The following is a 23,696-nucleotide window of genomic DNA, read 5'->3' on the forward strand; positions in this document are numbered from 1 at the left end:
GAGGGATGACCACGCGTGACGACCACATCGCCGACTTCGCCGAGTTCCTGACCGCCTCCCCCTCCTCGTACCACGCGGCCGCCGAGGCGGCACGGCGCCTCGAGGGAGCCGGATTCACGGGGCTGGACGAGACGCAGGCGTGGCCCGCGGGGCCCGGCCGGTACTACGTCGTCCGCGACGGCGCGATCATCGCCTGGCACCTGCCCGAGGGCTCCGGGGCGACCACGCCCTTCCGCATCCTGGGCGCCCACACCGACTCCCCCGGCTTCATGCTCAAGCCCCGGCCGACGATCGGTTCGAAGGGCTGGCTGCAGGCCGGCGTCGAGATCTACGGCGGCCCGCTGCTCAACTCCTGGCTCGACCGCGAGCTCGAGCTGGCCGGGCGCGTGGTCACCCGCGACGGCTCGACGCGCCTGCTCCGGACCGGCCCGCTGCTGCGGATCCCGCAGCTCGCGATCCACCTCGACCGCACGGCGAACGAGGGCCTCACCCTCGACCGCCAGAAGCACACCGTCCCCGTGTTCGGCATCGGCGACGCCTCCGAGGTCGACCTGCTCCAGCTGCTCGCCGCGCACGCCGGGCTCGACGACGCCTCCGACATCGCCGGCTACGACCTGCTCACCGCCGACACGCAGGCGCCGCGCCGCTTCGGGCTCGACGAGATGTTCCTCGCCGCCGGGCGGATGGACGACCTCAGCTCCGTGCACGCCGGCCTCGTCGCGCTCCTCGCGGCGAGCGCCGATCCCGCGGCGCCGCCCGCGCACATCAGCGTGCTCGCCGCCTTCGACCACGAGGAGCTCGGCTCGGCGAGCCGGTCCGGAGCGAGCGGGCCGTTCCTCGAGGACGTCCTCTCGCGCATCGGCACGGCCCTCGGCGCCGGCGTCGACGAGCGCGCCCGGGCGATCGCCGCCTCCTGGTGCCTCTCAGCCGACGCTGGCCACTCCGTGCACCCCAACTACTCCGAGAAGCACGATCCCGCGAACCAGCCGGTGGCCGGGAAGGGGCCGCTGCTCAAGATCAACGCGACGCAGCGCTACGCGACGGATGCGCGCGGCGCGGCGCTGTGGGCGGGCGTCTGCGAGCGCGCCGGGGTCGGGTACCAGGAGTTCGTCTCGAACAACTCGGTGCCGTGCGGATCCACGATCGGCCCGCTGACCGCGACCCGGCTCGGCATCTCCACGGTCGACGTGGGAGTGCCGCTGCTCTCGATGCACTCGGCGCGCGAGCTCGCCCACGTGGACGACCTGGTCGCCCTGACCGCGGCGATCGAGGCGTTCTTCACTCCCTGAGCCGGGTCCGGCGCGACCGGGATACCGCGGCCTGGAGCACCCACCGGGCGGACCCTGCGACTCCGCTCAGTCGCCGGGCGGCCGCCGGCGCTGCTGCTTCGTCTCGGAGCGCTGCTGCTTCGCGGCGAGCCGGCGGCGGGTGGAGCCGCGCGTGGGCCGGGTCGGGCGCCGCGGGGCGGAGGGAGGCGCGAGGGCCGCGGTGATGATCCCGCGGAGCAGCTCGAGGGCCGTCTCGCGGTTGCGCAGCTGCGAGCGCTCCTGCGTCACCGTGACGGTGACCGCCCCGGAGACGAGCCGCCTCCCGAGGCGCTCGAGCAGACGCGAGCGCTGCTCGTCCGAGAGGGCCGTCGACTCCTCGACGTTCCAGGTGAGCTGAACGCGGCTGTCGGAGGTGTTCACGTGCTGCCCGCCGGGCCCGGAGGAGCGCGAGAACCGCCACTGCAGCTCCGATGCGGGGACGACGAGCCCCGGCCGCACCTCGAGATCCATGCGGCAAGCCTGGCACGCGCCCGCCTCCGAGCGGGAGCGCCCGCGATCCGCTCCCGGGTGCGGTGTCCTCTTCCGGACGTGTCCGCTACAGGCTCTTGTCCCCGCCGTGGTCACGTCCGGACACTGGAGAGGTGCCCGGGCGGGCGCATCGGCCGACTCCTCACTGCCACCCGAAGGCGTCGAGGGGTCGGCCGCACGGCTCGGTCCCGCGGGAGCTCAATCGCGCGGCACCGTCTCGGCGAGGTCGATCTCGCCGTCGTCCAGCGCTCCCGGCTCGAGCGCCTCCGGATCGACGAGCACCGGCTCTCCGGCACCGGCGTCGCCGTCGCGGGTGCGCGAGTCCGCCGCCCACGCCGTGCCGAGCGCGAAGAGCGTCGCCACCCCGTAGTGCTCCATCGCGGCGGCCACGCGGCGGCGGCCGGTCCGCGGATTCATGCCGAGCCGGTGCGACGCGGTCTCGAGCGTGACGCCCTGGCGCATCAGCCGGAGCAGCGGCAGCCAGCTCTGGTCGACGGCGCCGATCGGAGCGGCCTGCCGCCACAGGACCTCGAAGTACGACTCGACCAGCCCGGCCAGCGCCGCATGGCGCACGCCGAGCACGCTGGTCGGCTTCGTCTCGCCCCGCTCGAACGGGACGGCGAGGTGGTCGCCGTCGACCCAGAACCAGCTCGGCGGGCTCTCGAGGAGCCGGTACTCGACGCCCGCCGCCTGGTACGCCTCCACCCGGGCGAGCACCCGGGGGTCGCGCGCGCCGGCGGCCGGCATGATGACGCGCACCCGGTCCTTCGCCGCGAGCGCGTGCCCGAAGCGGATCGCCCGCTCCGTCGGCGGGTCGAGGAACCGCTCCACGTTCGGGAGCACCGCCACGAGCGAGCCGGAGTCGCGGCGCACGAGGTCGAACCAGAGGTCCTCGGACGCGTGCGGACCGTGGCGGAGGAGGGTCGGCACGGGATCCGACGTGTCCTCGCCGACCCGCCAGGCGCCGAGCAGCATCGGCAGGCCCGCGACGACGCGCTCGATCCCGTCCAGGGACTCCCTGCCCGCCCGCCGCGCCGACTCGGTGTGCCGGGCGATGGCCGCGGCCGCCCACTCCATCGGCGCCGGGAAGTCGAGCTGCTCGCCCTCGCCGCCCATGAGCCCCCGGCCGCGGAGCCGCTCGATCGCCGCAGCGACCTCGGCCTCGTCGATGTGGGTCAGCTCCGCCGCGTCGGCCAGCGTCGCCGGCCGTCCCCGCAGCAGCGCAGCCAGGAGTCCGTCGTCGTCCATGCGTCTCCTTCGCCGTGGGCCGTCACCCGAGGGTGCCGTCTCCGCGGTCGAGGAGCAAGGGACGCGCGGCGGACGGCGGGGAGCGGCCAGGCGGGGGCGGGGGATGAACTCGTGACGAGCACGGCCCTCGGCTCACCTGAGGACTTCCAGCGGAGACCTTCTTCTTCGCTCTCGATCGCACTCTTTCGCAGTGGCGGCTCGTCACCGGGAAGGCGGTGGTCACTGCGGACGTCCGGGATCGATCAGGAGCGCGGTACTGCGGTCACTCGGACAGCAGCGGGATCGAGCGGCCCAGGCGCCTGCCGTACTCGGCGATGGCGCGGCCGACGGGGAGCCGCTCGGCCTCGTAGCGCTGGAGCGCCTCGTCGACCGGGTGCCGCGCGAGGGAGCCGGCGAGGGCCAGCGCGTCGCCCGCCGCCTTGGCCGCGCCCATGGCCGTGTGCGGCCGCACCGTCACGGCGGCGTCACCGAGGAGGGCGACCCGGCCGCGGACCGTCCGCGGCGGGACGTAGTCGACGATCGCCTGCAGGAAGGGCTGCGGCTCGGCCAGGACGGCGGCCGCGAAGGCCGGCGGCAGGCGGTCGAGCGCGTCCTCCTCGAGCCGGCGGCGGAGATCGGGAGCGAGGTCGCCGGGCGCGAGGGACACGCTCTCCGGTGGACGGCCGGACGCCGTCATCACTCCGCGGAGGGCGTCCTCGGAGAGGGGCCGGTACCAGACCCAGTTGTAGCGCCGTCGGCCGGGCTCCACCTCGCCGGCTGGTCCGGGGACGAGGTAGCCGAGCATGTGCTCGCCGGGCGCGGTGTAGAAGGCGAAGCGTCCGAGCAGAGTCGCCGCGGCCTCGGCGGGGAGCGCCGACTCCGGGATCAGCCCGCGCCAGGTCGAGTAGCCGGCGTAGCGGTTCCCCGGCACCTCGGGCGCGACCGCCGCGCGCATGACGGATCCGAGGCCGTCGGCTCCGATGACGACGTCGAACTCCAGGCCGCTCCCGTCGCGCAGCTCGACGACGACCGGGTCCGTCCCGGTCGAGGGGCGCACCCCGGCGACGGCGTGGCCGAGGAGGTAGCGGTCGGCGGGGATCTGCGCGCGGAGCGTGTCGTAGAGGTGGTCCCACGACACCTGCGTCTGCGGGGAGGGGTCGCGGCCGATCACGCGCCCGGAGCGGTCGAGGGTGATCCGCTCGTGCGCGACGACGCCGACCCGCGCCTCGTCGTCGCGGCCGATCGCGTGCAGGAGGTCGATCAGGTCCTGCTGGGCCACCAGCCCGGCTCCCCGCCGCGACAGGCCTGTCGCCGACCGCTCGAGGACCGTCGCGCGGTGCCCGTCGCGGACGAGCAGGGCCGCGGCGAACAGTCCGCCGATCGAGCCGCCGACGATCCCGACGTCGAGCGGGCGCACCGCTCCTCCTGCTGCTATGAGCGCGACCGTACCGGCGAGCGGGCGGCGCCCGTTCCTACAGACGGCGGAACAGCGCCCCTCAAGTGCGGTCGTCCGCGCGCAGCGACCGGATCATTCCGCGGAGCAGGCGCGCCGCCGCCTGCCGCTCCTCCTCCGCGAGCCCCTCCAGCATCCGCAGCTCCACCCCGCGGACGGCGGCGGACGCCTCGGCCAGGCTCCGGCGTCCGCGCTCGGTGAGCCTGGCGGGGAGCGCCTTGCCGACGGGAGCCGCGTCGGGGCGGGTGACGACGCCGTCGCGCTCCAGAGTCTGCAGCAGGACGTTCATCGACTGCCGGGTGACGAAGGCGCCCCGCGCGAGCTCCGAGTTCGAGAGGCCCGGCCGCTGGGCGAGGAGCTCGAGGCAGGAGTAGTGGGTGACCGTCATCCCGAGCGGGCGGAGCACGGCCTCCATCGCCGCGCGCAGGGCGCTCGACGCCTCCTTAAGCAGGTAGCCGAGCGAGGTCTCGAGGTCGATGCCGTCTTGACTCATGTCAGAATTCTGACATACGCTCCGGTGTGTCAGAAAGCTGACACAACCGAGGAGGAACCCCATGCCCGTTACCGGCCCCGACTTCGTCTCGCTCCAGGTCCGCGACCTCGCGGCGTCCCAGGCGTTCTACGAGCAGTACCTCGGCCTGGTCCGCTCGCCCGCCGGCCCGCCGCACGCCGTCGTCTTCACGACGACTCCGATCGCCTTCGCCCTGCGCGACCTCGCGCCCGGCACCGACCTCGACGCCGCCTCCCGCCCCGGTATGGGCGCCGCGATCTGGCTGCACGCGACCGGCGTGCAGGAGATCCACGACGCGCTCGTCGCCGACGGGCACCCCGTCGTCGCGGCTCCGATCGACGGCCCGTTCGGGCGCACCTTCACCCTCGCCGACCCGGACGGCTACCACGTCACCCTGCACGACCGCGCCTGAGCGGGACGGTGCGGACCGCGCCTGAGCTGAGCGGGGCAGAGCGGGACGGGACGGGGCAGAGCGCCTCAGCCCATCGCGCGCAGCTGGGCGGCGAAGAGGTGCAGCGAGCGGTCGACCTCGGGCAGCGCCGGCGTCCGGTTGAGGTGCCCGTGGGGCATGCCGGCGGCCAGGTGCCCGGTCACGGCGACGCCCGCCTCCGCGAGCTGGCGCAGGAGCAGCTCCGCTGACCCCCGCAGCTCGTCGTACTCGTTCACGACAACCGTGACCGGAGGCAGACCCGCCAGCGGCGCGGAGCCGGGCAGCGCCTCGACGGGGAGGTCGGAGATCCGCCCGAGGTAGGTGCGCACCATGCCCTCGATCCTCGACGGAGGAAAGCGGAGGACGGGCGGCAGCTCGCGCAGCTCGGCCGCGATCGCGTCGTCGACGGCGGGGTTGGGGAAGTGGGAGAAGGGGTAGGCCAGGAGCACGTGCTCCGGCAGCCGCGCACCGGCGTCGCGCTCGCGGAGGACCGCACCGAGGGCCAGGGCCGCTCCCGCGCTCGCGCCGCCGATCGCGACGGGTGTGGATCCGGACTCCGTGCTGCGGAGGTGCCGCCAGGCGGCGTGCACGTCGTCGAGCGGGACGGGGTAGCGGACGTCGGGGCCGGCGAGCCGGTAGTCGACGGAGACGACCCGGGCCCGCGCCCGGTGGGCGAGCTCCGCCGCGACGACGTGCGACTCGCGCATGTCGATGCTCCCGGCGGCGAACCCTCCTCCGTGCACCCAGAGCAGAGCGCGCTCGGGCGCGGCGGGCGAGTACACGCGCAGCGGGACCGGTCCGTGCGGGCCGGACGCCGTCTCCGTGACGACGTCGATCCCCTCGGGCAGCGACCAGGGCCCCGGATCCTCCTCGAACGCGGCCATGCGGGCGGTCTGCTCGGCGTCGAGCGGATACGCGAGGCCGGCCAGGAGGGGCAGCCGGGCGGCGAGGTACGGATCGAGCGGCATCGGCGCCTCCTGCGGGGTCGGGGTCGCGGACCACGCTAGCCCGGCCGCGGGTCCTCGAGCGGCGCCTGCTCAGCCGCGTCGCTGCAGGAGCATCACGCCGTCCAGGAGCACGGCTGCCGTGCCGTCGGGAGCGGTCACGGCGCGCTCCCTCGTCTCGACGAGCTCCGCGGTCCACTCGGCGGGGTCGAGGGCCAGCTCGGCGAGCTCCTCCTCGGGGCCGACGAGGTGCATCGCTCCGTGGCGGTGGTCGTCGCCGCTCGCCCACGGCGGGGGCGCGGCGTGCGAGACGACGGCGAGGCGGCCGCCGGGAGCGACGACGGAGGCCGCCCGCCGCAGCACGTCGATCCGCGGGAACTCGGCCATCGAGTGCAGGAAGCTCGCCGTCACCAGATCGAACTCCCCCACGACCGGCCAGTCCTCGGCGAGGTCGGCCTGCACGAAGTCCACGTCGGCGCCCCGCTCGGCCGCGGCCGCGCGCGCCCGGCCCAGCGCCGTCTCGGAGAGGTCGAGCCCGGTCACGCGCCAGCCGAGCGACGCCAGCCACAGCGCGTCCGCCCCCTCGCCGGCGCCGAGGTCGAGGGCGCGGCCCGGCGGCACCGGGCCGACCAGCCCGACCAGCGTCGCGTTCGGCCGGCCCGACCAGATCCGATCGGAGTCGGCGTAGCGCGCCTCCCACTGCTCGCGTGCGGTGCTCATGCTGCTCCTCGTCCCCGGGCGCAGGGGCACCCGCGTCGAGGATGCCGCGCCGCCGCTCCGGCCGCCAGCCGTCGTGCCGAACCGGCACGGGCACCCGTCCCGCGGACGACACGGCCGGACGGAGCCGCGGCGCCGCGCGGACCCGCCGGACGCACTTCCCCGACACGCCCCGCGCCGATTAGCGTCGGTGCATGGCCCTCCGACTCGAAGAGATCATCGTCGACTGCACCGACTTCCGGACCCTCGCGCACTGGTGGCAGGAGGCGCTCGGCTGGGACGTCGTGGACGAGGACGAGGACGGCATCGAGCTGCTCGCCCCGTCGGGCCGCGGGCCGAGCCTGCTCTTCCTCGACGTGCCCGAGCGCAAGACCGTGAAGAACCGGCTGCACCTGGATTTCGTGCCGGACGACCAGGAGGCGGAGGTCGCGCGGCTGGTCGGCTTGGGGGCGACGCGGTCCGACGTCGGGCAGGGCGAGCAGTCCTGGGTCGTGCTCGCCGACCCGGAGGGCAACGAGTTCTGCATCCTCTCGGCGCGGGAGTGAGAGCGCTTCCACTTTCCAGGACGGTTGTCGGGAAAGCGCTTCCATGCGCACGCATCGAAAAAGATTCCGAGAAGTCAAGGGTAGAACGATCGTTCTCGACTCCCTAGCATCGCCTCCGACGCGTTTCCCGACCGGGAGCGCGCGGAGCCGAGGAGTCACCGTGACCACCTACGACAGACCCGTCGCCGCCGTCGGCATGACGCAGTCGCAGCAGCAGGGCGAGCTGCTCGCCGGCCGCGCCCTCGAGAACCGCGCCCTCGGCCTCTACGCGTACGCCTACCGCCTCACGCTGTCGGACTCCGCGGCGAGCGCCGCCCTCCGCCACGCGGCGGTCACCGTCCGCAGCGGACGGCCGCAGGGACTCGACGACACGGGCGCCCTCGACCTGATGCGCTCCGAGGTCGGACGCGCGAGCGTGCAGCGCGGCGGCTCCGCGATGGAGCGCGCCGAGCAGGCCCCCGCGGCGATCCGCGAGGACGACCTGCTGCGCTCGGGCTTCCACCGCCGCCTGCACGCCCTGCCGACGCTCGAGCGCCAGGCCTGGCTGCTCCGGCACACCGGCGGCCACGACGTCGACGCGATCGCGGCGATGCTGCAGGAGCCGGCGGAGCGCATCCGCTCGGCCCTCGCCTCGGCCGCCCGCACGCTGGTCGAGGGCGAGCTGGCCGAGAGCGAGTCCGCGGAGTAGCGCGGCACGAGGTGCCCGAGAGACGCCGGGTCCAGCCGGCGGCGCCCCTCAGGCGTCTGGGACCCGGCCGCGACTCGGCGCGACCGGGAGGACGGGGTCAGTCGAGGTAGTCGATGTCGTCCCACGGCTGGTGGACGTCACCGGTGTCGCGGTCGTCGTCCGGCACCTCGAGCTCCTCGAAGATCACCGGAACACCCGTCGAGATCAGGACGCTGACCTGGCGGTTGCCCACGATCACGAAGTCGACGAGGCCTCCTCCGGCCTGCGTCGCCTCGGTCGCCGACCGCTTCAGCTCGGCGACGTCGGTCCCCTGGGACAGCCCGTAGGTCTTGCCCTCGATGGTGACGGTGGTGCGGATCATGTGGCGCTGCTGCTCCTCGGCTCGATGGGTTCAGCGTACGAATCGCGACAGAGCGCTGCCAGGCCTTGCGGTGGACGCCCGCGGCTGCCACGGGTGAAGGGGCCGGCTGAGGCGAGCGGCGTCCGGAGCCGAGGCCGGAAGCAGCGTGACGGGCCGCTCGGGCGGATCCGCCGCTCCTGACCTCGGTTCCGGACACCGGGCGGCGGAGTCGACCGGGCGCGCTCCACGGAGCTCCCGCCGTAGCGTGGAACCTGTCCGCACGTTCCGCATCCGGCGACAAGGAGGATCCGATGACCGAGAAGAACACTCCCGAGGACCCGCAGACCACCGACCCCGAGCACGTCGACCCCGAGACGGCCACCGACCCCGAGGGCGACCCGGTCGAGAACCCGTCGGGCTGACGCCCGCACCGGAACGGCCCGCGGCCACCGGGACACCGCTGAGAAGGCGGAGTCCCGGGGGTCGCGGGCCGTTCCGGTGTCCGGCGCCGCCATACTGACGGAGTGCAGGCCGAGGACGATGAGCGCAGGGATCTCGAGCGGATCCTGTCGGCCCGACCCCGCGACGACGGCGCCGACCGGGACGAGCGGCGCGAGGCGCTGCGACGGCTCGGCGAGCTGGAGGCGGAGGACGCTCCTCCCGGAGTGACGGGATCCGGCGCTCAGACCGGCGCCGCGCCGTCCGGAGCGCAGCCGGGCGCGGCGCATCCCGCGACGGCGACCGACTCGCGTGCCCCCCTGCCGGCAGCCGCACTTCCGCTGTCGGCGACCGTCGGCTCCGAGACTGCGGAGTCGCCCGCCGAGCACCCCGACGGGCCGGCCCCGCGGACGCCGCACCCGCGCCGCCGCCGCCTCGTGCTCGCTGCCGCGATCGTCGGCGGAGCCGCGGTCGGCGCGATCGTCCCCACCGCGCTCCTCCTCCCTCCGCCCGCGGACCCCGTCGCCCCGCCGACCGCCTCCGCGGATCCCGCCGACCGCTTCGCCGCGCTCGTCGAGGGCTGGGAGCCGACCACCGACGTCCCGCCGGGCCTCGCCCTGCTCGCCGGGGAGGCCGTCGTCTACGGCTCCGGGTTCGACACCGCCGAGAACGACCGCCTGCTGATCACCGAGCCGAACGGCACCACGGTGTGCCTCGCCGTGCAGCGCCCGGACGCGTCCTTCTTCGCCGGCTGCACCGGCTCGGAGGCGTTCTTCGCCGGGGAGCCCCTCCGGGTCAGCGGTACGACGCTCCGCAGCGGCGCCCCGGTGTACACGCAGATCCTGCTCCGCCCGGACGGGACGATCGAGGGCGGCTACCAGCTGGTGCCGGAGTCACCGCAGCCCGAGGCGGAGGAGTCCGGATCGGTGGAGTCCGGAACGGTGGATTCCGGGTCACCGGACCCCGCGACCAGCGAGCCCTGAACCGCCGAGGCCGCGACCAGCGAGCCGTGAGCCCGCGACCAGCGAGCCGCTAGGCGCGCGTCGCCTCCGCCGCGTCCGCGATCACCTCGGCCGCGGACGCCGTCCGCTCCCACACCGCGCGCTGCCGCTCGGCGCCCGTGCCCCGCGCCAGGACCCGCTCGACGCCGCACGCCGCGACCTCCTCGTCGCCCGACTCCGCCAGCGCCGGGCCCGCGTGGTCGAGCAGGCGCGCCAGCACCGCGGAGGCGGGGACCGGGCAACCGTCGACCGGATCGATGAGGTCGCCGGTCGTGCCGTGGCGGCTCGCCAGCCAGGAGGAGACGGCGATCACCGGAGTCGGCAGCGGCACGGGCGGGACCCCGGCGCCCGCGTCGCGCACGGCCGTCTCGGCGAGCGCCCGGATCAGGACGGCGATCAGCGCCGAGTCCTCCGCGTGCAGCGGGACGTCGGCGATGCGCACCTCGACGGTCGGGTGCGCGCGGGAGAGACGGGCGTCGAAGTAGAGCATGCCCTCGTCCAGCAGCACGCCGCAGGAGGTGAGGGAGGCGACGACGCTCCGGTACTGCTCGACGTCGCCCCAGATCCCGACCGGGCCGGCGGTGGGCCAGCGCCCCCACGACTGGTAGCGCCAGCTGGCGAAGCCGGTGTCGACGCCGGCGCTCAGCGGGGAGTTGGTGCTCAGGGCGAGGAGGGCGGGCAGCCAGCCGCGCAGCCGGTCGAGGACCGCGATCCCCTCCTCCGGCGACCCGATCCCGACATGGACGTGCAGGCCGCAGGTGAACTGCTCGCGGGCGACGAGGCCGAAGCGCTCGGCCATCCGGTCGTAGCGCTCGTCGGCCGAGAGGTGCGGCTCGAACGCGGCGGGGCTGGTCGCGACCGCGACGGCGCGGGCACCGACCTCGCGGGCGGAGTCGTCGGCCAGGCGGCGGCCCTCGCGCAGTCCGGCCAGCAGCGCGTCGTGCGTGCGGGCGGGAGCGCCGACCGCCTCGATCTGCTCCGCCTTGAGCTCGGCGGCCAGGGCGACCGCCGCGGAGCCGCGGACGGAGCCGAGCAGCAGCGGCGCCGCGGGCGTCGGGAGGAACGTGCCGGCGTCGACGAGGAGGTACTCCTCCTCCACCCCGAAGGTGCGGGCGCTCATCGGAGCGCCTTCCGCCCGAGTCCCCCGCCGCAGCCCACCCGGTCATCCCACCGTGCCGGGCGCCCGCCGGGCAACCGTCCTCGGCCGATGTTCAGCGTCGGGACGCCCGCGACGCCGGTCCGCGGGCGGGCTGTCAAGGCCGGGTGCAGCGGGGCGCGGAGCGGCAGGATCGGAGCACACCCAGAACCGGAGGTCCCCGTGCCCGACAGCACTCCCGAGCAGGCCGAGTACGACGTCGCCGTCATCGGCGCAGGACCCGCGGGGACGGCCGCCGCCCTCCGCGCCGCGGAGCTGGGAGCGCGCGTCGTCGTGCTCGAGGCCGCGCGCGTCGGCGGCACCTGCGTCAACACCGGATGCGTGCCCACTCGCGTCCTGGCGAAGACGGCGCGGATGATGCGCGAGACCCGCTCCGCCGGCGACTACGGGATCGAGATCGGCACTCCCGTCCTCGACTGGGCCGCGACCGTGCGCCACGTGCACGAGCGCGTCGACCTGGTGCGCTCGATCAAGCGCGAGGCGCAGCGGTTCGAGGAGGCGGGGGTCGACCTGATCCACGAGGGCCGCGCCCGCTTCGTCGACGTGAGCACCCTCGTGCTCGACAGCGGGCGGCGGATCCGCGCGCGCTCGATCATGGTCTGCGTCGGCGGGCACTCGCGGCGGCTGCCGATCCCGGGCGCCGAGCTCGCGACCGTGCCGGAGGACGTGCTCGGGCTGACCGAGCTGCCGCGCCGCGTCGCCGTGATCGGCGGCGGCAACACGGGCGCCCAGCTCGTCACCGTCTTCAACGCCTTCGGCTCCGAGGTGACGCTCCTCGATGTCGCCCCGCGGATCCTGATGACCTCCGACTCCAGCATCTCCGAGCACGTCGGCGCCGCCTTCGAGCGCCAGGGCGTCCGCGTCCGCACCGGGATCGAGACGGTGTCGGGCATCGAGCGGCAGGACGACGGCTCGCTCGCGATCGCGTGGCGCGAGGGCGGCGAGGACCGGACGGCCGAGGTCGACGTGGTGATCATGGCCACCGGCTGGCCCGCCGACGTCGAGGACCTCGGACTCGAGAACGCGGGCATCGAGGTCGTCCGCTCGGCGATCCCCGCCGATCAGTACTTCCGCACGGTGGTGCCGCACATCTTCGCGGTCGGCGACGCGAACGGGCGCGACATGCTCGTGCAGGCGGCGCAGTTCGAGGCGGAGGCCGCCGCCGAGAACGCGGTGCTCGGCGCGAACCGGCGCACGCCTCAGTTCCTCCTGCCCGCGGGCGGATTCACGGACCCGGACTACGCGGGCGTCGGCTTCACGCAGGAGCAGGCCCGCGAGCGCGACCCGCAGTGCGTCGTCGCCTCGGTGCCGTTCTCGCACCTGGACCGCGCCGTCATCGACGACCGCGAGAACGGGTTCCTCACGCTGATCGCCGACCGGCGCCGCGAGCTGCTGCTCGGCGCGCACGCGGTCGGCGAGAACGCGATCGAGGTCGTGCAGTCGGTGACCACGGCGATGGCGGCCGGAGTCGACCTCGCGACCCTCGCGAACGTCCGCTTCGCCTACCCCACCTACAGCGCGGTGATCGGGATGGCGGCGCGCGCCCTGCTGGCCGAGCCGGCGCGCCCGACCGAGCTGGACTGACGCGCTACCCGATCCTCGGAGGCGGCGCCAGCCCCGAACCGGCGGCCCGCCGCCTCCGAACCACTGGAGACGGGCACTCCGCCCGCCCCGCCGAGAGGAACCCCTGTGCCGATCCCCGCTGTCGACTACAACCACGTCCGACTCACCGTCCGCGACATCGCCGTCTCGCGCCCCTTCTACGACTCCGTCTTCGGCTTCGACGTCGCCTTCGAGGCGCCGCCGGCCGACGCGTCGCCGGAGGAGAAGGAGCAGCTGGCGTTCGTGTTCGGCGGCGTGATCTACCAGTTCCCGGGCGGACTGCTCGGCCTGCGCCCCGTCGCGCCCGGCGACGACCGCTTCGACGAGGACCGGGTCGGGCTCGACCACGTCAGCTTCACCGTCCCCGACCTCGACGCGCTGAAGGCGGCCGCGGCCGTGCTCGACGACCTCGGCATCGCCCACGAGCCGATCAAGGACGCCGGCGGCATGAGCCTCCTCGAGTTCCGCGACCCCGACAACATCGCGCTCGAGATCACGTCCCCGAGCTGATCGGAGCAGCGCGCGTATCGAGATCTCCACGCACGAACGGGCAGGTCTCGATACGCCGCTTCGGGCTACTCGACCAGCAGAAGTCCCCGACATGCTGATCGAGTAGCGCGCTCAGCGCGCGTATCGAGATCCCCGCGCACGCACGGAGAGCGGACTACGGATGCCGCCGTCGGTACGGAGTCGTCGTCGACACCCGGACGAGGCCCGCGCGCTCCAGGATGGGCCGTGAGTACTCGGTCGAGTCGCTGTGCACGAGGGTCTTCCCGAGTGCCTGGGCGGAGGCGGCGCGGGCGGCCGTGACCAGGCCGTAGAGCCCGCGTCCGCGGTACTCCGGCAGCGTCGCTCCGCCCCAGATGCCGGCGAAGGCGGTGCCCGGGACGGGCTCGAGCCGGCCGCCGGACGCCATCCGCCCGTCGACCTCGGCGACCCACAGCTCCATGCCGTCGCCGCGCGCCAGGCGGGCGACGAGCGAATCGGCGATCGACACGTCGACCTCCTCCTCGAAGGCGGCGTCGATCATGGCGCTGAACGCGCGGACGTCCGGCTCGTCGACGACCCGCCGCAGCACGACCCCCTCCGGGACCGGCCGGTCCGAGAGCAGCGCCTCGACCGGGCCGATCATGATCGACTCGGCCTCGTCCGGCGCGAAGCCGTTCGCGACGAGCGCGTCGTGCAGGCCGGGGGCCTCGTCGTGGCCGCGGGTCTTCCACTCGACGCGGGTGATGCCAGGATCGGCGTCGAAGTGCGCGCAGGCCGCGGCGACCAGGCGGGCGATCTCCGCGGAGGAGGCGCCGGCGAGGTCGCGGTAGGTGACGAATCCGCGTCCTCCGGCGAAGGTCACCAGACGCAGAGGCCCCTCGCGCGTCACGGAGACGGCGCTCGGGGTCTCGGCGTCGGAGCGGAGCTGGTCGTCGTAGGCGCGGAGGTAGTCGGAGCTCATCGCCCCGACGCTACCCCCGGACCCGGGCGATCAGGTCCTGGATGAAGGGGATGACGTCCTTCGCCTGGTCGACGCTGGCGAATCCGGTCGCGACGAGCGGCCAGATCGAGCCGATGAGCGTCGCGATGACGGCGGCCACAGCGGCGACCCAGGCGAGGGCCGCGTTGCGGGAGAGGAACGCGACGGCGAGGCAGGCCAGGCCGACCGCGTAGCTGAGGACGATCGAGAGGACGATCGCGCCGACCGGGACGTCGAGCGCCCCGGCCGTGGTGCCGTCGGCCGCGCCGATCAGCCCGAGGACGGGCAGCAGCACGGCGACGACGACCACGAACGAGAGCACGACGCCCGTGCCGAGCGCGATCCAGGCCGCGCGCGGCTTGCGTCGCGCGCCGTACGAGCGGGTGCGCACGGGACTACTCCCGACCGGCGGCGGACGACGCGCGGTCGTCCTCGGAGCGGTGGGCGTCGGTGTCGTCGGACGCGTCGTCGCGATCGGCCGCGGCCTCGTCGCGCTCGACGTGCTCGGACTCCTCCGCCGGAGCGACCTCGACGGTCGCGGTGCGGGGGTCGCCGTCGTCGTCGACCGGCTCGACCTGGACGCGGACCACGAACTCCGCGGTCTCGACGACGGCCGGGGCCGCGTGCGTCTCGACGCGGGGGTCGTCCTCGTCGCGCTCGGCGGCGCGCTCGTCGTCGGCCGTCTTCTGGGCGGCTGCGCGCTCGTCGCGCTCGTCGCGCCCGTCGGCCGCACGGTCCATCGCGTCCGCGGCGTCGTCGGCGGCGTCCGCCAGGCGTCCGCGGGCGGAGTCGACGGCACCGGAGACGGCGTCGTGGGCGTTCCCGGCGGCCTCCACGGCGGAGTCGCGGGCGTCGGACACGGCGCGCTTGGCGGTGTCGACGAGCGGCTCCTTGTCCTCCTCCGGCTTCTCGATCGGGTCGAACGGGCCGTGGACGTCGGTCGCCTCGACGTTGACGACGACGTGGCCGCCGGCGACCGGCTCCGCCACGCGCTGCACCTGATCGCGCACGGCGTCCAGGACCTCGCGGACGGGGTGGGGGTACTCGACGACGAGGTCGATGTCGACGGTGGTGACGCCGTCGGCCTTCGAGACCGTGACTCCGGGGACGGTGCTGGTGCCCAGCACGCGGCGGGAGGCGCGGTCGAGGCCGCGGGCGACGGCTCCACCGAGGTGGTGGACGCCGGCCACGCGCTGGGCGCTCTCGCCGGCGGCGGTCGCGACCCGGCTCTCGGTCGACTCGGGCTCGGACGGCTTCCCGTCGCGGCGGGCGGACTCGCGCCGGCTCTGCTCGTTCGGGGTCGGCTGCTCATCGGTGCGGATGCGTTCGACGGTGCCGGGCTCCATCGGATCGGACATGGGGTGCTCCTTCAGAAAGACTTCCATCCCGCCTGAGCGGGGCTCTCCGGCCCTCCCGATCGGGAGGGCCGGACGGTGGTGCCGGCGGCTACTGCACGCGGGCGGTGCCGCTCATCTTCGTCCGCAGACCGCTGACGATCTGGATGACGACGGGCGTCTCCTCGCCGAGGAGGGCGTCCCACTGGCGGACGGCCTGGTCGACCGTCTGCCGGGTGCGGGCGGGCGAGGCGCCGCGGCGGGTGTGCGCGGTGACGCGCAGCACCTTCTGGTGCTTGATCTCGAACGCGGTCACGTCGACCGCGACGATGGACGGCTCCTGTGACAGGGCCTCCTCGAGGACCTGCTCGGCGACCTTCGCGTCGATGGTGACGGAGCCGCCTGTGGGCGTCCCCGCTCCCTCTCCCGAGCCGACGCGCAGCAGCGTGGAGGTGCGGCCGCGGCCCTGGCGCACGATGAAGCGCACCAGCAGCAGGATGAGGACGAGCGCGACGACCGCGGTGACCCAGAGGATCCACGGGGTGCCGCCCGAGAGGGCCTGGCTCGTGGGGTCGGCCGCGTCCTGCGCGGCGGTGGACACGTTCTCCTGGACCTGCGGGAGCAGCGACCCCACCGCGACGGCGCCGCCGGCGAGGAGGAGGACGAGGCCCACGACGAACAGGAGCAGCCGGTTGAGGAATCGGTTCGTGGTGGTCATCAGCGGACCGTTCCCTTCTCGGACAGGCGCACCTTGGAACGCAGGCGCGGGGTGCAGTCGAACGTGGCGAGCTCGGCGTCGACGGCCTCGCGGATCGGCGTGACGTCGATGCTGCGGCCGGAGGTGCGGGAGACCGTCACGTCGACGACGCGGGATCCGACCGACACCGATACGTTGTCGGGGTCGACGTCACCGGCGTAGCCGGCGGTGCGGGCGACGGCCTGCGCGATGACGCGGTCGTCGACGATCGCCGCGGTGCGGTCGGTGCTGACGGCGCGACGGCCGCGACGGCCGGGCTTGAGCGACACGACGATCAGGACGAGCCCGATCAGCGCGAGCACGGCGCCGGCGGCGGCGGTCAGCGCGATGGGCGCCGCGGCCGCGTTGAGCAGCGAGGACGCTCCGTCCTGCGGGGCCACGAGCAGCGCGGGCTGGCCGAGGACGGCGAGGACCGCCTCTGTGCCCAGCCACGCGAACAGCAGGATGAGCAGGACGGCGAGGACGATCGCCGATCCGGAGCGGGACGAGTGCGTCTCGCGCCGCACCAGGCGCGGGTAGAGCGCCCGGCCGGCAGTGGTGGGAGTCGTCACGACACCCTCCTTCGTTCTCGGAGGTCGGCACCGGTGATCCGGAGGTCGACCCGGCCGATCGTGGAGCCCGTCAGTTCGAGGCAGCGCGAGCGGATGGTCGTCTGCGCCCGGCTGAGTCGGTCCAGCAGCGTCCCGGAGGAGCGGCGGCCCGTCTCGCCCAGGGGCGTGACGTGGATGGGGGCGTGCGCGACGACGTGGAGGCGTCCTCCCTCGTCGTCGAGCTCGACGGACACGTCGGACGAGGTCACGTCCAGCGCCTCCGCGGTGACGGCCGACACGACTCGGCGCACGGCGCGCGAGCTGATCGTCGTGCGGCCGTGGCTGGCCTCGTCGGCCATCACCGCCGCGGTCACGAGGACCGCCGCCCGCGGAGGGTGTCGCCGAGGGAGCGCAGGTCGAGCTTGCCCTCGACGACCCGCCCGACGCCGTAGCCGATCGCCATGGCGAGCGCGACCCAGAGGAGCGCCCAGAAGCCGAAGACGAGGGCGGTCAGCGCGAGGACCGCGCCGAGGACCAGGCCGATGTGGGACGGAGTCACTTGACGCGGCTCTCGGTCTCGTCGTCCTTGTCGTCCGAGGGGATGAAGACGTCGGAGATGGTGACGTTCACCTCGGCGACCTCCATGCCGACGACCGAGGAGATGGCCTCGGAGACGGCGGAGCGGATGCTGTCGGCGAGCTTCTGCAGCGCGACGGGGTACTCGGCGACGACGGTGATGTCGGCGGCGACCTGCTTCTCGCCGACCTCGACGGAGATGCCCTGGCCGCGGTCCTGCGCGTTGATCGCGTTGCGGATGGCGCCGATGGCGCGGGCGGCGCCGTTGCCCAGGTCGTGCACGCCGGGGACCTCGCGGGCCGCGATGCCGGCGACCTTCTCGACGACGCCGTCGGCGATCGTGTTCTTGCCGGCCGAGGTGGCGGTGCCGTGCTTGGACGAGGAGGCGTTGGCGAGGCTGGTGGGGGTGACGTTGGTCATGATCTTCTCCAGATGGTCAGAGGTCGTGGCCGGGGCCGCGGTGCTCACGATCCGTGGCACATGATGAAGACGTGGCCCGGGGTCCGGACGTCCCGGTGGCTCAGCCAAGGTGCAGGGAACGTCGAGCGGAGATGCGTTTCGCGGCCACCGGCGTCCACAGGCTCCTTCGGCGCACTCGCTGAGCGGCCAGCGGAGTGCACAGCCGCGTCAGGCCGCGGTCGCCGTCCCCGCCGGGAACCGGCGGTCGCGCCGGCGGGTGAGGGCGCGGCGCCAGGCGGGGCTCCACCGCTCCTCGGCGACCGCGTTGAGGCCCCAGGACAGCAGGAGGACGACGACGAAGGCGACGAGTCCTGCTCCGTCGCGGCCGATCAGCGGCCAGAGCGCGCTGACGATCGCGCTGCCCACGACCAGATGGAGGATGTAGAGCGAGTAGCTGATCCGCCCGAGCCAGAGCAGCGGCGCCCATCGCAGCACGGCGGTCCGGCGCCGCATCGCGACGACCGCGACGGCCGCGCAGACGCCGAGGACGACCGCTCCGTCCGGCCCGCCGTGGAGGAGCTGGGCGTTCAGGGCCGCGATCAGAGCCGCCGGCACGGCGAGGATTTCGAAGCGCCCCTGGCGTCGCGAGAGGAACAGCAGCATCCCGACGCAGAAGAGCGGTCCGTACTCGGCCAGCGTCAGGTTCGCCAGGACCCGGACGGCGACCGGCGCCGAGACGACGTCGACGCCTCCCGAGGCGAGGTGAGCGGCGACGGAGGCGGTCACGGCGACGCCGAGCCAGACGACCACCAGCACGCGGACCAGCCGATCCGTGAACCGGCACTTCGTGAGGACGAGCACGAGCAGCACCAGCAGGTAGAACTGCATCTCGACGGCCAGCGTCCAGAACGCGCCGTTCACGTTGGGCACCAGCAGCAACCGCTGCACCATCGTGAAGTTGAGCAGCAGCTCCAGCGGCGTGAGGTCGGTGCCGGGGACGCGGGCGAGAGCGCCGACGACGATCGAGACGACCACCGCGATCCAGTAGGCCGGGTAGAGGCGGCTGACGCGGGAGATCGCGAAGTCCGACGGCCGCCGCGCGCGGTCCGCGGACATCAGGATCACGAAACCGCTGATGACGAAGAAGAGCTGGACGCCGAACTCGCCGAACGGGAGCGCGAAGGATCCCGGCGGTGCATCCGGATGATCGAGCGAGAACGCGGTGGTGAAGTGGTAGACGACCACGCCGAGGGCGGCGAGGCCGCGCAGACCGTCGAGCTCTACGAAGCGTGACGCCACCGGCTCCCCCGCTCCGGAGCCCCCGCCCCTCGCTCGAGTGTTCCAGAGCGCTCCGGTCGCCCGCGCGTCGGCCGTCCGTCGTTCCGCGCCGCGCCGGCACCCGCCTCGACCCGCATCCCGGCGGCGGCGGCGCGGGGAGGGCGGCGCTCAGCTCTCGGGACGGATGCGGAGCGCGCGGGCGAGGGTATGCCGAACTGTCCGAGCGGTTCGTCGCGGATGCGATCGCGTCGGCCTCGCGCATGACCGAGCGCGGGCTCCTCCCCGCGGAGGAGCAGCGCGTCAGGCCTCGTGCAGGTGGCGGTCGAGCGTCATCCAGTTCTCGCGGCTGAGGCGGGCGGCGCCGTCGGTGTCGCCCGCGCGGAGGGACTCCACGATCGCGCGGTGCTGCTCCACGGATCCTCGGGCCGCGAGGGAGGCGAAGCGCTGGCGCTCGGCACGGCGGATGAGCGGAGTGGCCTGCTCGAGCACGTCCTCGATCATCCCGTTGCCGCTGAGCCCGGTGAGCACCGCGTGGAACGCGTCGTCGGAGCGCAGCGCCAGCTCGACGTCGCCGTCCGCCAGCGCCCGCGCGAAGTCGTCGTTCGCCGACTCCATCGCGACGAGCGCCTCCGGAGTGACGGCCGGGCCGGCGAGGCGCGTGGCGAGCTCGTGCATGGCGGCGGCGATCTGCTGGGCGTCGCTGATGCTCTCGGCCGTGGCGGGGGTCACGATCGTCGCCCGGCCGGGCTTGGCCGAGACGAGGCCGACGCGGGCCAGCCGGAGCAGCGCCTCCCGGATCGGCGTCCGGCTGACCCCGAGCCAGGCCTCGAGCTCCTGGTCGCGGAGGCGCCCCCCCAGTAGGCGCGCGGACACGATGCACCCACCGGCGCCGGAGAAGCCTCGCGCTCCTCGATGAGCGAGAGGACATAAGCTCGCACACGTGGCAGCCGGCGCAGTGATGTACAACTTCGCGATACAGCTGGCTGATGTGGACCGCGGTGTCTACGAGGACATCACGCTGCGAGCCGCTCGGCACCCCTCCGAGACCGACGCGTACATGATGACGCGCGTGCTCGCGTACTGCCTCGAATACGTGGAGGGGATCACCTTCAGCGAGGGGATCTCGTCGACGGCGACCGAGCCGGCGGTGCTGGTCCGCGATCTCACCGGCAGGCTGACCACGTGGATCGAGGTGGGCGCGCCGGATGCCGAGCGACTGCACTTCGGGAGCAGACTGGCCGACCGCACGACGGTCTACACGCATCGCAACCCGGACAAGGTGATCGCGGCGTGGTCCGGCAAGCGCGTCCACCAGCTCGAGCAGATCACCGTGCAGAGCTTCGACCAGGGGTTCCTGGATGCCGCGGTCGCCGTACTCGAGCGCCGCAACACGCTGACCGTGTCGGTCGTCGAGGGGCAGCTGTATCTCGAGTTCAACGGCGTGACGTCGAGCAGCGACATCCACGTGCATCAGCCGGGCTGAGCCGGCGCCGATTGTCACGAGGCTCGTGTCCGGAAGACCGGTCGGAGGACACGAAGGAGCATCCTCCGAAACGGCCCCTCGGGGCGCACCCGGAGACGACGAGGGCCCGGCACCGTCCTGAGACGGTCCGGGCCCTCGGGCTCGCCGGGGCTGCGCGTCAGCGGCGCAGCGTGTGGCTCGGCTTCTCGTCGAAGCGCACCTGGTACGCGCTCGCGAAGCGACCGAGGTTGCCGAAGCCCCACTCGCGGGCGACCGCGGCGACAGTGGTCGAGCAGGGGTCGCCGGCGACCAGGTCGGAGTGGGCGCGGTCCAGGCGCACGTCGCGCAGGTAGACCGACGGCGACACCCCGAGGTGCCGCTTCGTCGCCTGCTGCAGTGTGCGGGTGTGCAGACCGGCCGCGCGGGCGGCGTCGGCCGGGGTGATCGGCTCGTGGGCGTGGTGCTGGAGGAAGTCGAGCGCCACCCGGGTGCGGGAGGCGGACGGGCGCCGCAGCACGGCCGGCACGTCCCACGCGCGCCACGGGAACAGCAGGAGCAGCACGCGGGCGAGGTCGAGCTCGGCGGTGAAGCGCACGAGCGGAGTGATCGCGGCCGTCGCGAGCGCGGCGCTCGCCTCCGTCACCGCGGCGCGCCAGCGGGCGAGGACGCCGGGGTCGGCGTCCACCCCGTGGTCGAAGGAGACGGGCTGGCGGGGGCCGGCGTGCGTCTCGGTCGCGACGTCCTCGAGGAACCCGGGGGCGAAGTGGATGAGGTTCTGCCGGTGCGGCTCGAACTCGAGCCCGAACTGGCGCTCCGCGGGGAACAGGAACGGGGCCGAGAGCGCGCCGGTCCGGGTGAACGGCGGCAGGTTCAGGCGTCCGCCTCCGGCGCGGAACCAGCCGACGACGTACTCCTTCAGGTGGGGGACCTGGCCGGTGAGGGCGCCGGAGCAGTCGGAGGTGCGCAGGGTCACCCGGTCGCTGCCGCGGACGGCGTAGCGGTAGGAGAAGCCGCGCTGCGACGGAGCGACGCGGAACTCGCCTCCGCCGTACGCCTCGGAGTAGACGGCGGACGCGGCGGACGGATCGTCGCCGGAGGCTTCGTAGCGCCGGTCGGCCCGCTCGTCGCCCGCGAAGGGGCTGCCGAGGGTGAAGGTCGACTCGCTCATGACGTCCGCCCGGGGCGGCGGCGGAGGGACCAGTGCATGGGGGACTTCTTCCGGGTTCGGGGTCCGTGCGCTCGGGGGGACGCACGAGGGGTACGGAATCAAGACGTGTCGAGGAGCCGGAATGTCACGAATCCCGTCTCGAGACGTCCCCCATCGGCGGCACTCGCAATCCGGCCAGCGGATTCGGCGGCCCGTTGTCAAGGCTGGTAGTCATGCCGGACGGCGCCCCACACTGAGGGCATCGTCGCGCGGGGACACCGCGCGCGGGACCGCGGAGGAGGCGCTCATCGACGACGACCCCCTCCTGAACGCGTCCGACGCGACCCTCGCCGCGCGCGCCGTCGACGGCGACGTGCAGGCGTTCGAGCAGCTCGCCCGCCGCCACGGCGCCCTCATGCGCGTCTACGCCGCGAAGCTCCTCGGCTCCGAGGCGGAGTCCGAGGACGTGGTGCAGGAGGCGTTCCTCACCGGCTGGCGGCGCCTGGCCGATCTCGACAGCCCGGCGCACATCCGCAACTGGCTGATGCGCATCGTCACCCACAAGGCGATCGACCGGATCCGCGTCCGCCGCCGCCACGACGACATCGACGACTGGGATCCGCCCGCGCCGCCCGAGCACTCCCCCGAGCGCATCGTGGAGGCGCGACTCCAGCTGGACGCGGTCTGGGAAGCGCTGGACCGATTGCCTGCTGATCAGCGACGCTGTTGGCTACTCCGCGAGACCGCCGGCTACAGCTACCAGGAGATCGCCGACGCTCTCGAACTCCCCGTCTCGACGGTCCGCGGCCTCCTCGCCCGGGCCCGTCGATTCCTGCTCCACGAATTGGAGGCATGGCGATGACCGACGACGCCGCCGTGCCCGAGGACGACCTCGACGGCCACACGCTCGAGGAGCTGGGCGAGTACCTCGACCGCGGCCGCGAGCCGCGCGACCCCTCGATCGAGAACTCCGCCGCGTGCCGGCTCGCTCTCGCGAACCTCACCCGCCTCACCGAGCTCTCGGCACGGGCGCTGCGCCAGGAGGCCGACCGCGAGCCCGACCGCGACGAGGTCTGGATCGCCGGCCTGCTCGACGCGATCCGCTCCGAGGTGCGCTCCGGCCGCGACATCCCCGTCCGCCACCCCGACCCGACCCTCCGCCTGGCGCTCACCGAGGCGGCCGTGCGCGGGATGATCCGCCGCGCCGGCGACACGATGGGCGGCGTCATCATGGGCCGCTGCACCCTCGACGGCGACGTCTCGGCTCACGGCGCGGTGGTGCGGATCGACGTGACCTGCGCCCTCGAGTTCGGCCTGCCGGTCGCCGTGGCCGCCGACCGCCTGCGCGAGCGCATCCGCTACGCCCTGGAGCGCCACACCGAGCTGACCGTCGGCGCGATCGACGTGACCGTCGACGACGTGTACCCCCACCGGGAGGAGCGGGAATGACCGACGACACCGAGCTCTCGCAGCGGCTGACCGCCGAGATCCGCGACATCGAGGGAGTCGCGGGGGTCTACCCCGCCCAGCCGATCGTCGAGGCCGCGGCCGACGCGCTCGCCGTGAAGCTGGACCTGCGGCAGCCCGACGTGCTGGTCGACATCGACCGGTCGGAGGGGTTCACCACGGTGAGCGCGCACATCGCCGCGTCCGCCGCACTGCCGGCCCCCGAGACGCTCCGCCTGGTGGGCGAGCGGATGCACGCACTGCTCGCCGCCGACCCGTCGGTCTCGGGGCCGCTCGCCGTGAACGTGAAGGTCCGCCTCATCGAGGATTCGGGGCGCGCCGAGCACTGAGCGGTGCCGCCGCCGTCCCCTCCCGCGGGAAGCCGCTCGGGTACGCCGCGTGCGGCGTGCCGCGTAGCGGAGCGGCATCCCGCGGAAGGGATCAGGGGCAG

At 74.1% G+C, this 23,696-nt stretch carries 30 protein-coding genes; 11 read left to right on the forward strand and 19 right to left on the reverse strand.

Annotated features, from left to right (window positions below; all coding sequences use genetic code 11):
* Positions 1-5: 5 nt before the first annotated feature.
* Positions 6-1,289: a M18 family aminopeptidase gene (locus C5C63_RS05625; protein ID WP_104291874.1), complete on the forward strand. Its 1,284-nt coding sequence runs from the start codon at positions 6-8 to the stop codon at positions 1,287-1,289.
* Positions 1,290-1,355: 66 nt separating this feature from the next.
* Here the strand turns inward: C5C63_RS05625 and arfB are convergent, their stop codons facing one another.
* The 4 genes from arfB to C5C63_RS05645 form a co-directional block, all read right to left on the reverse strand.
* Complete coding sequence (gene arfB, locus C5C63_RS05630) at positions 1,356-1,778, reverse strand: alternative ribosome rescue aminoacyl-tRNA hydrolase ArfB (protein ID WP_104325646.1); 423 nt, start codon at positions 1,776-1,778, stop codon at positions 1,356-1,358.
* Between the two features lie 216 nt (positions 1,779-1,994).
* Positions 1,995-3,044 (reverse strand): hypothetical protein, encoded by a 1,050-nt coding sequence (locus tag C5C63_RS05635; protein WP_104325647.1) that lies wholly within the window; start codon positions 3,042-3,044, stop codon positions 1,995-1,997.
* 262 nt (positions 3,045-3,306) lie between these two features.
* Complete coding sequence (locus C5C63_RS05640; protein WP_104325648.1) at positions 3,307-4,440, reverse strand: FAD-dependent monooxygenase; 1,134 nt, start codon at positions 4,438-4,440, stop codon at positions 3,307-3,309.
* A gap of 79 nt (positions 4,441-4,519) precedes the next feature.
* Entirely contained in the window at positions 4,520-4,969 is a 450-nt protein-coding gene (locus C5C63_RS05645; protein ID WP_104257475.1) for a MarR family winged helix-turn-helix transcriptional regulator, read from the reverse strand.
* Between the two features lie 61 nt (positions 4,970-5,030).
* Between C5C63_RS05645 and C5C63_RS05650 the strand changes: the two genes are divergently transcribed.
* Positions 5,031-5,399, forward strand: coding sequence for a VOC family protein (locus C5C63_RS05650; protein ID WP_104325649.1), 369 nt, complete (start codon positions 5,031-5,033; stop codon positions 5,397-5,399).
* 65 nt (positions 5,400-5,464) lie between these two features.
* On the opposite strand, the gene C5C63_RS05655 is transcribed toward C5C63_RS05650, so the two are convergent.
* Both C5C63_RS05655 and C5C63_RS05660 read right to left on the reverse strand, forming a co-directional pair.
* Positions 5,465-6,385 (reverse strand): alpha/beta hydrolase fold domain-containing protein, encoded by a 921-nt coding sequence (locus C5C63_RS05655; RefSeq protein WP_104325650.1) that lies wholly within the window; start codon positions 6,383-6,385, stop codon positions 5,465-5,467.
* Positions 6,386-6,454: 69 nt separating this feature from the next.
* Entirely contained in the window at positions 6,455-7,081 is a 627-nt protein-coding gene (locus C5C63_RS05660; RefSeq protein WP_104250487.1) for a class I SAM-dependent methyltransferase, read from the reverse strand.
* A 191-nt stretch (positions 7,082-7,272) separates the two neighbouring features.
* On the opposite strand from C5C63_RS05660, the gene C5C63_RS05665 reads away from it, so the two are divergent.
* Positions 7,273-7,623 carry a VOC family protein gene (locus C5C63_RS05665; RefSeq protein WP_104225854.1) on the forward strand — a complete coding sequence of 117 codons (351 nt, stop codon included), beginning with the start codon at positions 7,273-7,275 and terminating at the stop codon, positions 7,621-7,623.
* Between the two features lie 160 nt (positions 7,624-7,783).
* Complete coding sequence (locus C5C63_RS05670) at positions 7,784-8,311, forward strand: hypothetical protein (protein WP_104325651.1); 528 nt, start codon at positions 7,784-7,786, stop codon at positions 8,309-8,311.
* A gap of 97 nt (positions 8,312-8,408) precedes the next feature.
* Here C5C63_RS05670 and C5C63_RS05675 read toward each other — a convergent pair whose 3' ends face one another.
* The gene (locus C5C63_RS05675; RefSeq protein WP_104224053.1) at positions 8,409-8,672 is read right to left on the reverse strand and encodes a hypothetical protein; all 264 of its coding nucleotides are present in this window, start codon (positions 8,670-8,672) and stop codon (positions 8,409-8,411) included.
* Between the two features lie 503 nt (positions 8,673-9,175).
* On the opposite strand from C5C63_RS05675, the gene C5C63_RS05680 reads away from it, so the two are divergent.
* Positions 9,176-10,072, forward strand: coding sequence for a hypothetical protein (locus C5C63_RS05680; RefSeq protein ID WP_104325652.1), 897 nt, complete (start codon positions 9,176-9,178; stop codon positions 10,070-10,072).
* 49 nt (positions 10,073-10,121) lie between these two features.
* Here C5C63_RS05680 and C5C63_RS05685 read toward each other — a convergent pair whose 3' ends face one another.
* Positions 10,122-11,210, reverse strand: a complete 1,089-nt coding sequence (locus tag C5C63_RS05685) for a glutamate--cysteine ligase (protein WP_104325653.1) — start codon at positions 11,208-11,210, stop codon at positions 10,122-10,124.
* A 198-nt stretch (positions 11,211-11,408) separates the two neighbouring features.
* On the opposite strand from C5C63_RS05685, the gene C5C63_RS05690 reads away from it, so the two are divergent.
* Together C5C63_RS05690 and C5C63_RS05695 are read left to right on the forward strand one after the other, a co-directional pair.
* Positions 11,409-12,830, forward strand: coding sequence for an NAD(P)/FAD-dependent oxidoreductase (locus C5C63_RS05690; RefSeq protein WP_258065394.1), 1,422 nt, complete (start codon positions 11,409-11,411; stop codon positions 12,828-12,830).
* 105 nt (positions 12,831-12,935) lie between these two features.
* A complete protein-coding gene (locus C5C63_RS05695; RefSeq protein WP_104223996.1) occupies positions 12,936-13,358 on the forward strand; it encodes a VOC family protein in 423 nt (140 codons plus the stop codon).
* Between the two features lie 154 nt (positions 13,359-13,512).
* Here the strand turns inward: C5C63_RS05695 and C5C63_RS05700 are convergent, their stop codons facing one another.
* The 10 genes from C5C63_RS05700 to C5C63_RS05745 all read right to left on the reverse strand — a co-directional run bounded on the left by C5C63_RS05700 (position 13,513) and on the right by C5C63_RS05745 (position 20,063).
* Positions 13,513-14,298, reverse strand: a complete 786-nt coding sequence (locus C5C63_RS05700; RefSeq protein WP_104325655.1) for a GNAT family N-acetyltransferase — start codon at positions 14,296-14,298, stop codon at positions 13,513-13,515.
* Positions 14,299-14,308: 10 nt separating this feature from the next.
* A complete protein-coding gene (locus C5C63_RS05705; RefSeq protein ID WP_104223994.1) occupies positions 14,309-14,707 on the reverse strand; it encodes a hypothetical protein in 399 nt (132 codons plus the stop codon).
* 4 nt (positions 14,708-14,711) lie between these two features.
* Positions 14,712-15,674 carry an Asp23/Gls24 family envelope stress response protein gene (locus C5C63_RS16970; protein WP_258065395.1) on the reverse strand — a complete coding sequence of 321 codons (963 nt, stop codon included), beginning with the start codon at positions 15,672-15,674 and terminating at the stop codon, positions 14,712-14,714.
* A gap of 88 nt (positions 15,675-15,762) precedes the next feature.
* Complete coding sequence (locus tag C5C63_RS05715; protein ID WP_104325656.1) at positions 15,763-16,368, reverse strand: hypothetical protein; 606 nt, start codon at positions 16,366-16,368, stop codon at positions 15,763-15,765.
* Complete coding sequence (locus tag C5C63_RS05720; protein WP_104225847.1) at positions 16,368-16,958, reverse strand: DUF6286 domain-containing protein; 591 nt, start codon at positions 16,956-16,958, stop codon at positions 16,368-16,370. Before C5C63_RS05720 ends, C5C63_RS05715 begins: the two co-directional genes overlap by 1 nt.
* Complete coding sequence (locus tag C5C63_RS05725) at positions 16,955-17,311, reverse strand: hypothetical protein (protein WP_258065396.1); 357 nt, start codon at positions 17,309-17,311, stop codon at positions 16,955-16,957. Before C5C63_RS05725 ends, C5C63_RS05720 begins: the two co-directional genes overlap by 4 nt.
* Positions 17,308-17,496 carry a DUF2273 domain-containing protein gene (locus C5C63_RS05730; RefSeq protein ID WP_104223990.1) on the reverse strand — a complete coding sequence of 63 codons (189 nt, stop codon included), beginning with the start codon at positions 17,494-17,496 and terminating at the stop codon, positions 17,308-17,310. Before C5C63_RS05730 ends, C5C63_RS05725 begins: the two co-directional genes overlap by 4 nt.
* The gene (locus tag C5C63_RS05735) at positions 17,493-17,933 is read right to left on the reverse strand and encodes an Asp23/Gls24 family envelope stress response protein (RefSeq protein WP_104325657.1); all 441 of its coding nucleotides are present in this window, start codon (positions 17,931-17,933) and stop codon (positions 17,493-17,495) included. The genes C5C63_RS05730 and C5C63_RS05735 overlap by 4 nt, the downstream gene beginning before the upstream one ends.
* Positions 17,934-18,140: 207 nt before the next feature.
* Complete coding sequence (locus tag C5C63_RS05740; RefSeq protein WP_104325658.1) at positions 18,141-19,211, reverse strand: acyltransferase; 1,071 nt, start codon at positions 19,209-19,211, stop codon at positions 18,141-18,143.
* Positions 19,212-19,490: 279 nt separating this feature from the next.
* Positions 19,491-20,063: a GntR family transcriptional regulator gene (locus C5C63_RS05745; protein WP_219815278.1), complete on the reverse strand. Its 573-nt coding sequence runs from the start codon at positions 20,061-20,063 to the stop codon at positions 19,491-19,493.
* 67 nt (positions 20,064-20,130) lie between these two features.
* Between C5C63_RS05745 and C5C63_RS05750 the strand changes: the two genes are divergently transcribed.
* Positions 20,131-20,673 carry a YaeQ family protein gene (locus C5C63_RS05750; RefSeq protein WP_104325659.1) on the forward strand — a complete coding sequence of 181 codons (543 nt, stop codon included), beginning with the start codon at positions 20,131-20,133 and terminating at the stop codon, positions 20,671-20,673.
* Positions 20,674-20,830: 157 nt separating this feature from the next.
* On the opposite strand, the gene C5C63_RS05755 is transcribed toward C5C63_RS05750, so the two are convergent.
* Positions 20,831-21,820: a helix-turn-helix transcriptional regulator gene (locus C5C63_RS05755; RefSeq protein ID WP_104325660.1), complete on the reverse strand. Its 990-nt coding sequence runs from the start codon at positions 21,818-21,820 to the stop codon at positions 20,831-20,833.
* Positions 21,821-22,172: 352 nt separating this feature from the next.
* On the opposite strand from C5C63_RS05755, the gene C5C63_RS05760 reads away from it, so the two are divergent.
* From C5C63_RS05760 to C5C63_RS05770, 3 genes are read left to right on the forward strand one after another with little or no spacing between them, the layout of a single operon-like run.
* The gene (locus C5C63_RS05760; protein WP_244248147.1) at positions 22,173-22,661 is read left to right on the forward strand and encodes an RNA polymerase sigma factor; all 489 of its coding nucleotides are present in this window, start codon (positions 22,173-22,175) and stop codon (positions 22,659-22,661) included.
* Positions 22,652-23,248 (forward strand): Asp23/Gls24 family envelope stress response protein, encoded by a 597-nt coding sequence (locus C5C63_RS05765; protein ID WP_104325662.1) that lies wholly within the window; start codon positions 22,652-22,654, stop codon positions 23,246-23,248. The genes C5C63_RS05760 and C5C63_RS05765 overlap by 10 nt, the downstream gene beginning before the upstream one ends.
* Entirely contained in the window at positions 23,245-23,595 is a 351-nt protein-coding gene (locus C5C63_RS05770) for a hypothetical protein (RefSeq protein WP_104223972.1), read from the forward strand. Before C5C63_RS05765 ends, C5C63_RS05770 begins: the two co-directional genes overlap by 4 nt.
* Positions 23,596-23,696 lie beyond the last annotated feature (101 nt).

Origin of the sequence: Rathayibacter sp. AY1B8, from assembly GCF_002932775.1 — a bacterium.
Taxonomy (GTDB): domain Bacteria; phylum Actinomycetota; class Actinomycetes; order Actinomycetales; family Microbacteriaceae; genus Rathayibacter.

What these genes read in the sequence shown, in the direction of transcription:
- C5C63_RS05625 (WP_104291874.1), top strand. Translation starts at nt 6, where the DNA reads ATGACCACGCGTGACGACCACATCGCCGACTTCGCCGAGTTCCTGACC.
- arfB (WP_104325646.1), bottom strand. Translation starts at nt 1,778, where the DNA reads ATGGATCTCGAGGTGCGGCCGGGGCTCGTCGTCCCCGCATCGGAGCTG.
- C5C63_RS05635 (WP_104325647.1), bottom strand. Translation starts at nt 3,044, where the DNA reads ATGGACGACGACGGACTCCTGGCTGCGCTGCTGCGGGGACGGCCGGCG.
- C5C63_RS05645 (WP_104257475.1), bottom strand. Translation starts at nt 4,969, where the DNA reads ATGAGTCAAGACGGCATCGACCTCGAGACCTCGCTCGGCTACCTGCTT.
- C5C63_RS05650 (WP_104325649.1), top strand. Translation starts at nt 5,031, where the DNA reads ATGCCCGTTACCGGCCCCGACTTCGTCTCGCTCCAGGTCCGCGACCTC.
- C5C63_RS05655 (WP_104325650.1), bottom strand. Translation starts at nt 6,385, where the DNA reads ATGCCGCTCGATCCGTACCTCGCCGCCCGGCTGCCCCTCCTGGCCGGC.
- C5C63_RS05660 (WP_104250487.1), bottom strand. Translation starts at nt 7,081, where the DNA reads ATGAGCACCGCACGCGAGCAGTGGGAGGCGCGCTACGCCGACTCCGAT.
- C5C63_RS05665 (WP_104225854.1), top strand. Translation starts at nt 7,273, where the DNA reads ATGGCCCTCCGACTCGAAGAGATCATCGTCGACTGCACCGACTTCCGG.
- C5C63_RS05675 (WP_104224053.1), bottom strand. Translation starts at nt 8,672, where the DNA reads ATGATCCGCACCACCGTCACCATCGAGGGCAAGACCTACGGGCTGTCC.
- C5C63_RS05685 (WP_104325653.1), bottom strand. Translation starts at nt 11,210, where the DNA reads ATGAGCGCCCGCACCTTCGGGGTGGAGGAGGAGTACCTCCTCGTCGAC.
- C5C63_RS05700 (WP_104325655.1), bottom strand. Translation starts at nt 14,298, where the DNA reads ATGAGCTCCGACTACCTCCGCGCCTACGACGACCAGCTCCGCTCCGAC.
- C5C63_RS16970 (WP_258065395.1), bottom strand. Translation starts at nt 15,674, where the DNA reads ATGTCCGATCCGATGGAGCCCGGCACCGTCGAACGCATCCGCACCGAT.
- C5C63_RS05715 (WP_104325656.1), bottom strand. Translation starts at nt 16,368, where the DNA reads ATGACCACCACGAACCGATTCCTCAACCGGCTGCTCCTGTTCGTCGTG.
- C5C63_RS05735 (WP_104325657.1), bottom strand. Translation starts at nt 17,933, where the DNA reads ATGACCAACGTCACCCCCACCAGCCTCGCCAACGCCTCCTCGTCCAAG.
- C5C63_RS05755 (WP_104325660.1), bottom strand. Translation starts at nt 21,820, where the DNA reads ATGAGCGAGTCGACCTTCACCCTCGGCAGCCCCTTCGCGGGCGACGAG.
- C5C63_RS05765 (WP_104325662.1), top strand. Translation starts at nt 22,652, where the DNA reads ATGGCGATGACCGACGACGCCGCCGTGCCCGAGGACGACCTCGACGGC.
- C5C63_RS05770 (WP_104223972.1), top strand. Translation starts at nt 23,245, where the DNA reads ATGACCGACGACACCGAGCTCTCGCAGCGGCTGACCGCCGAGATCCGC.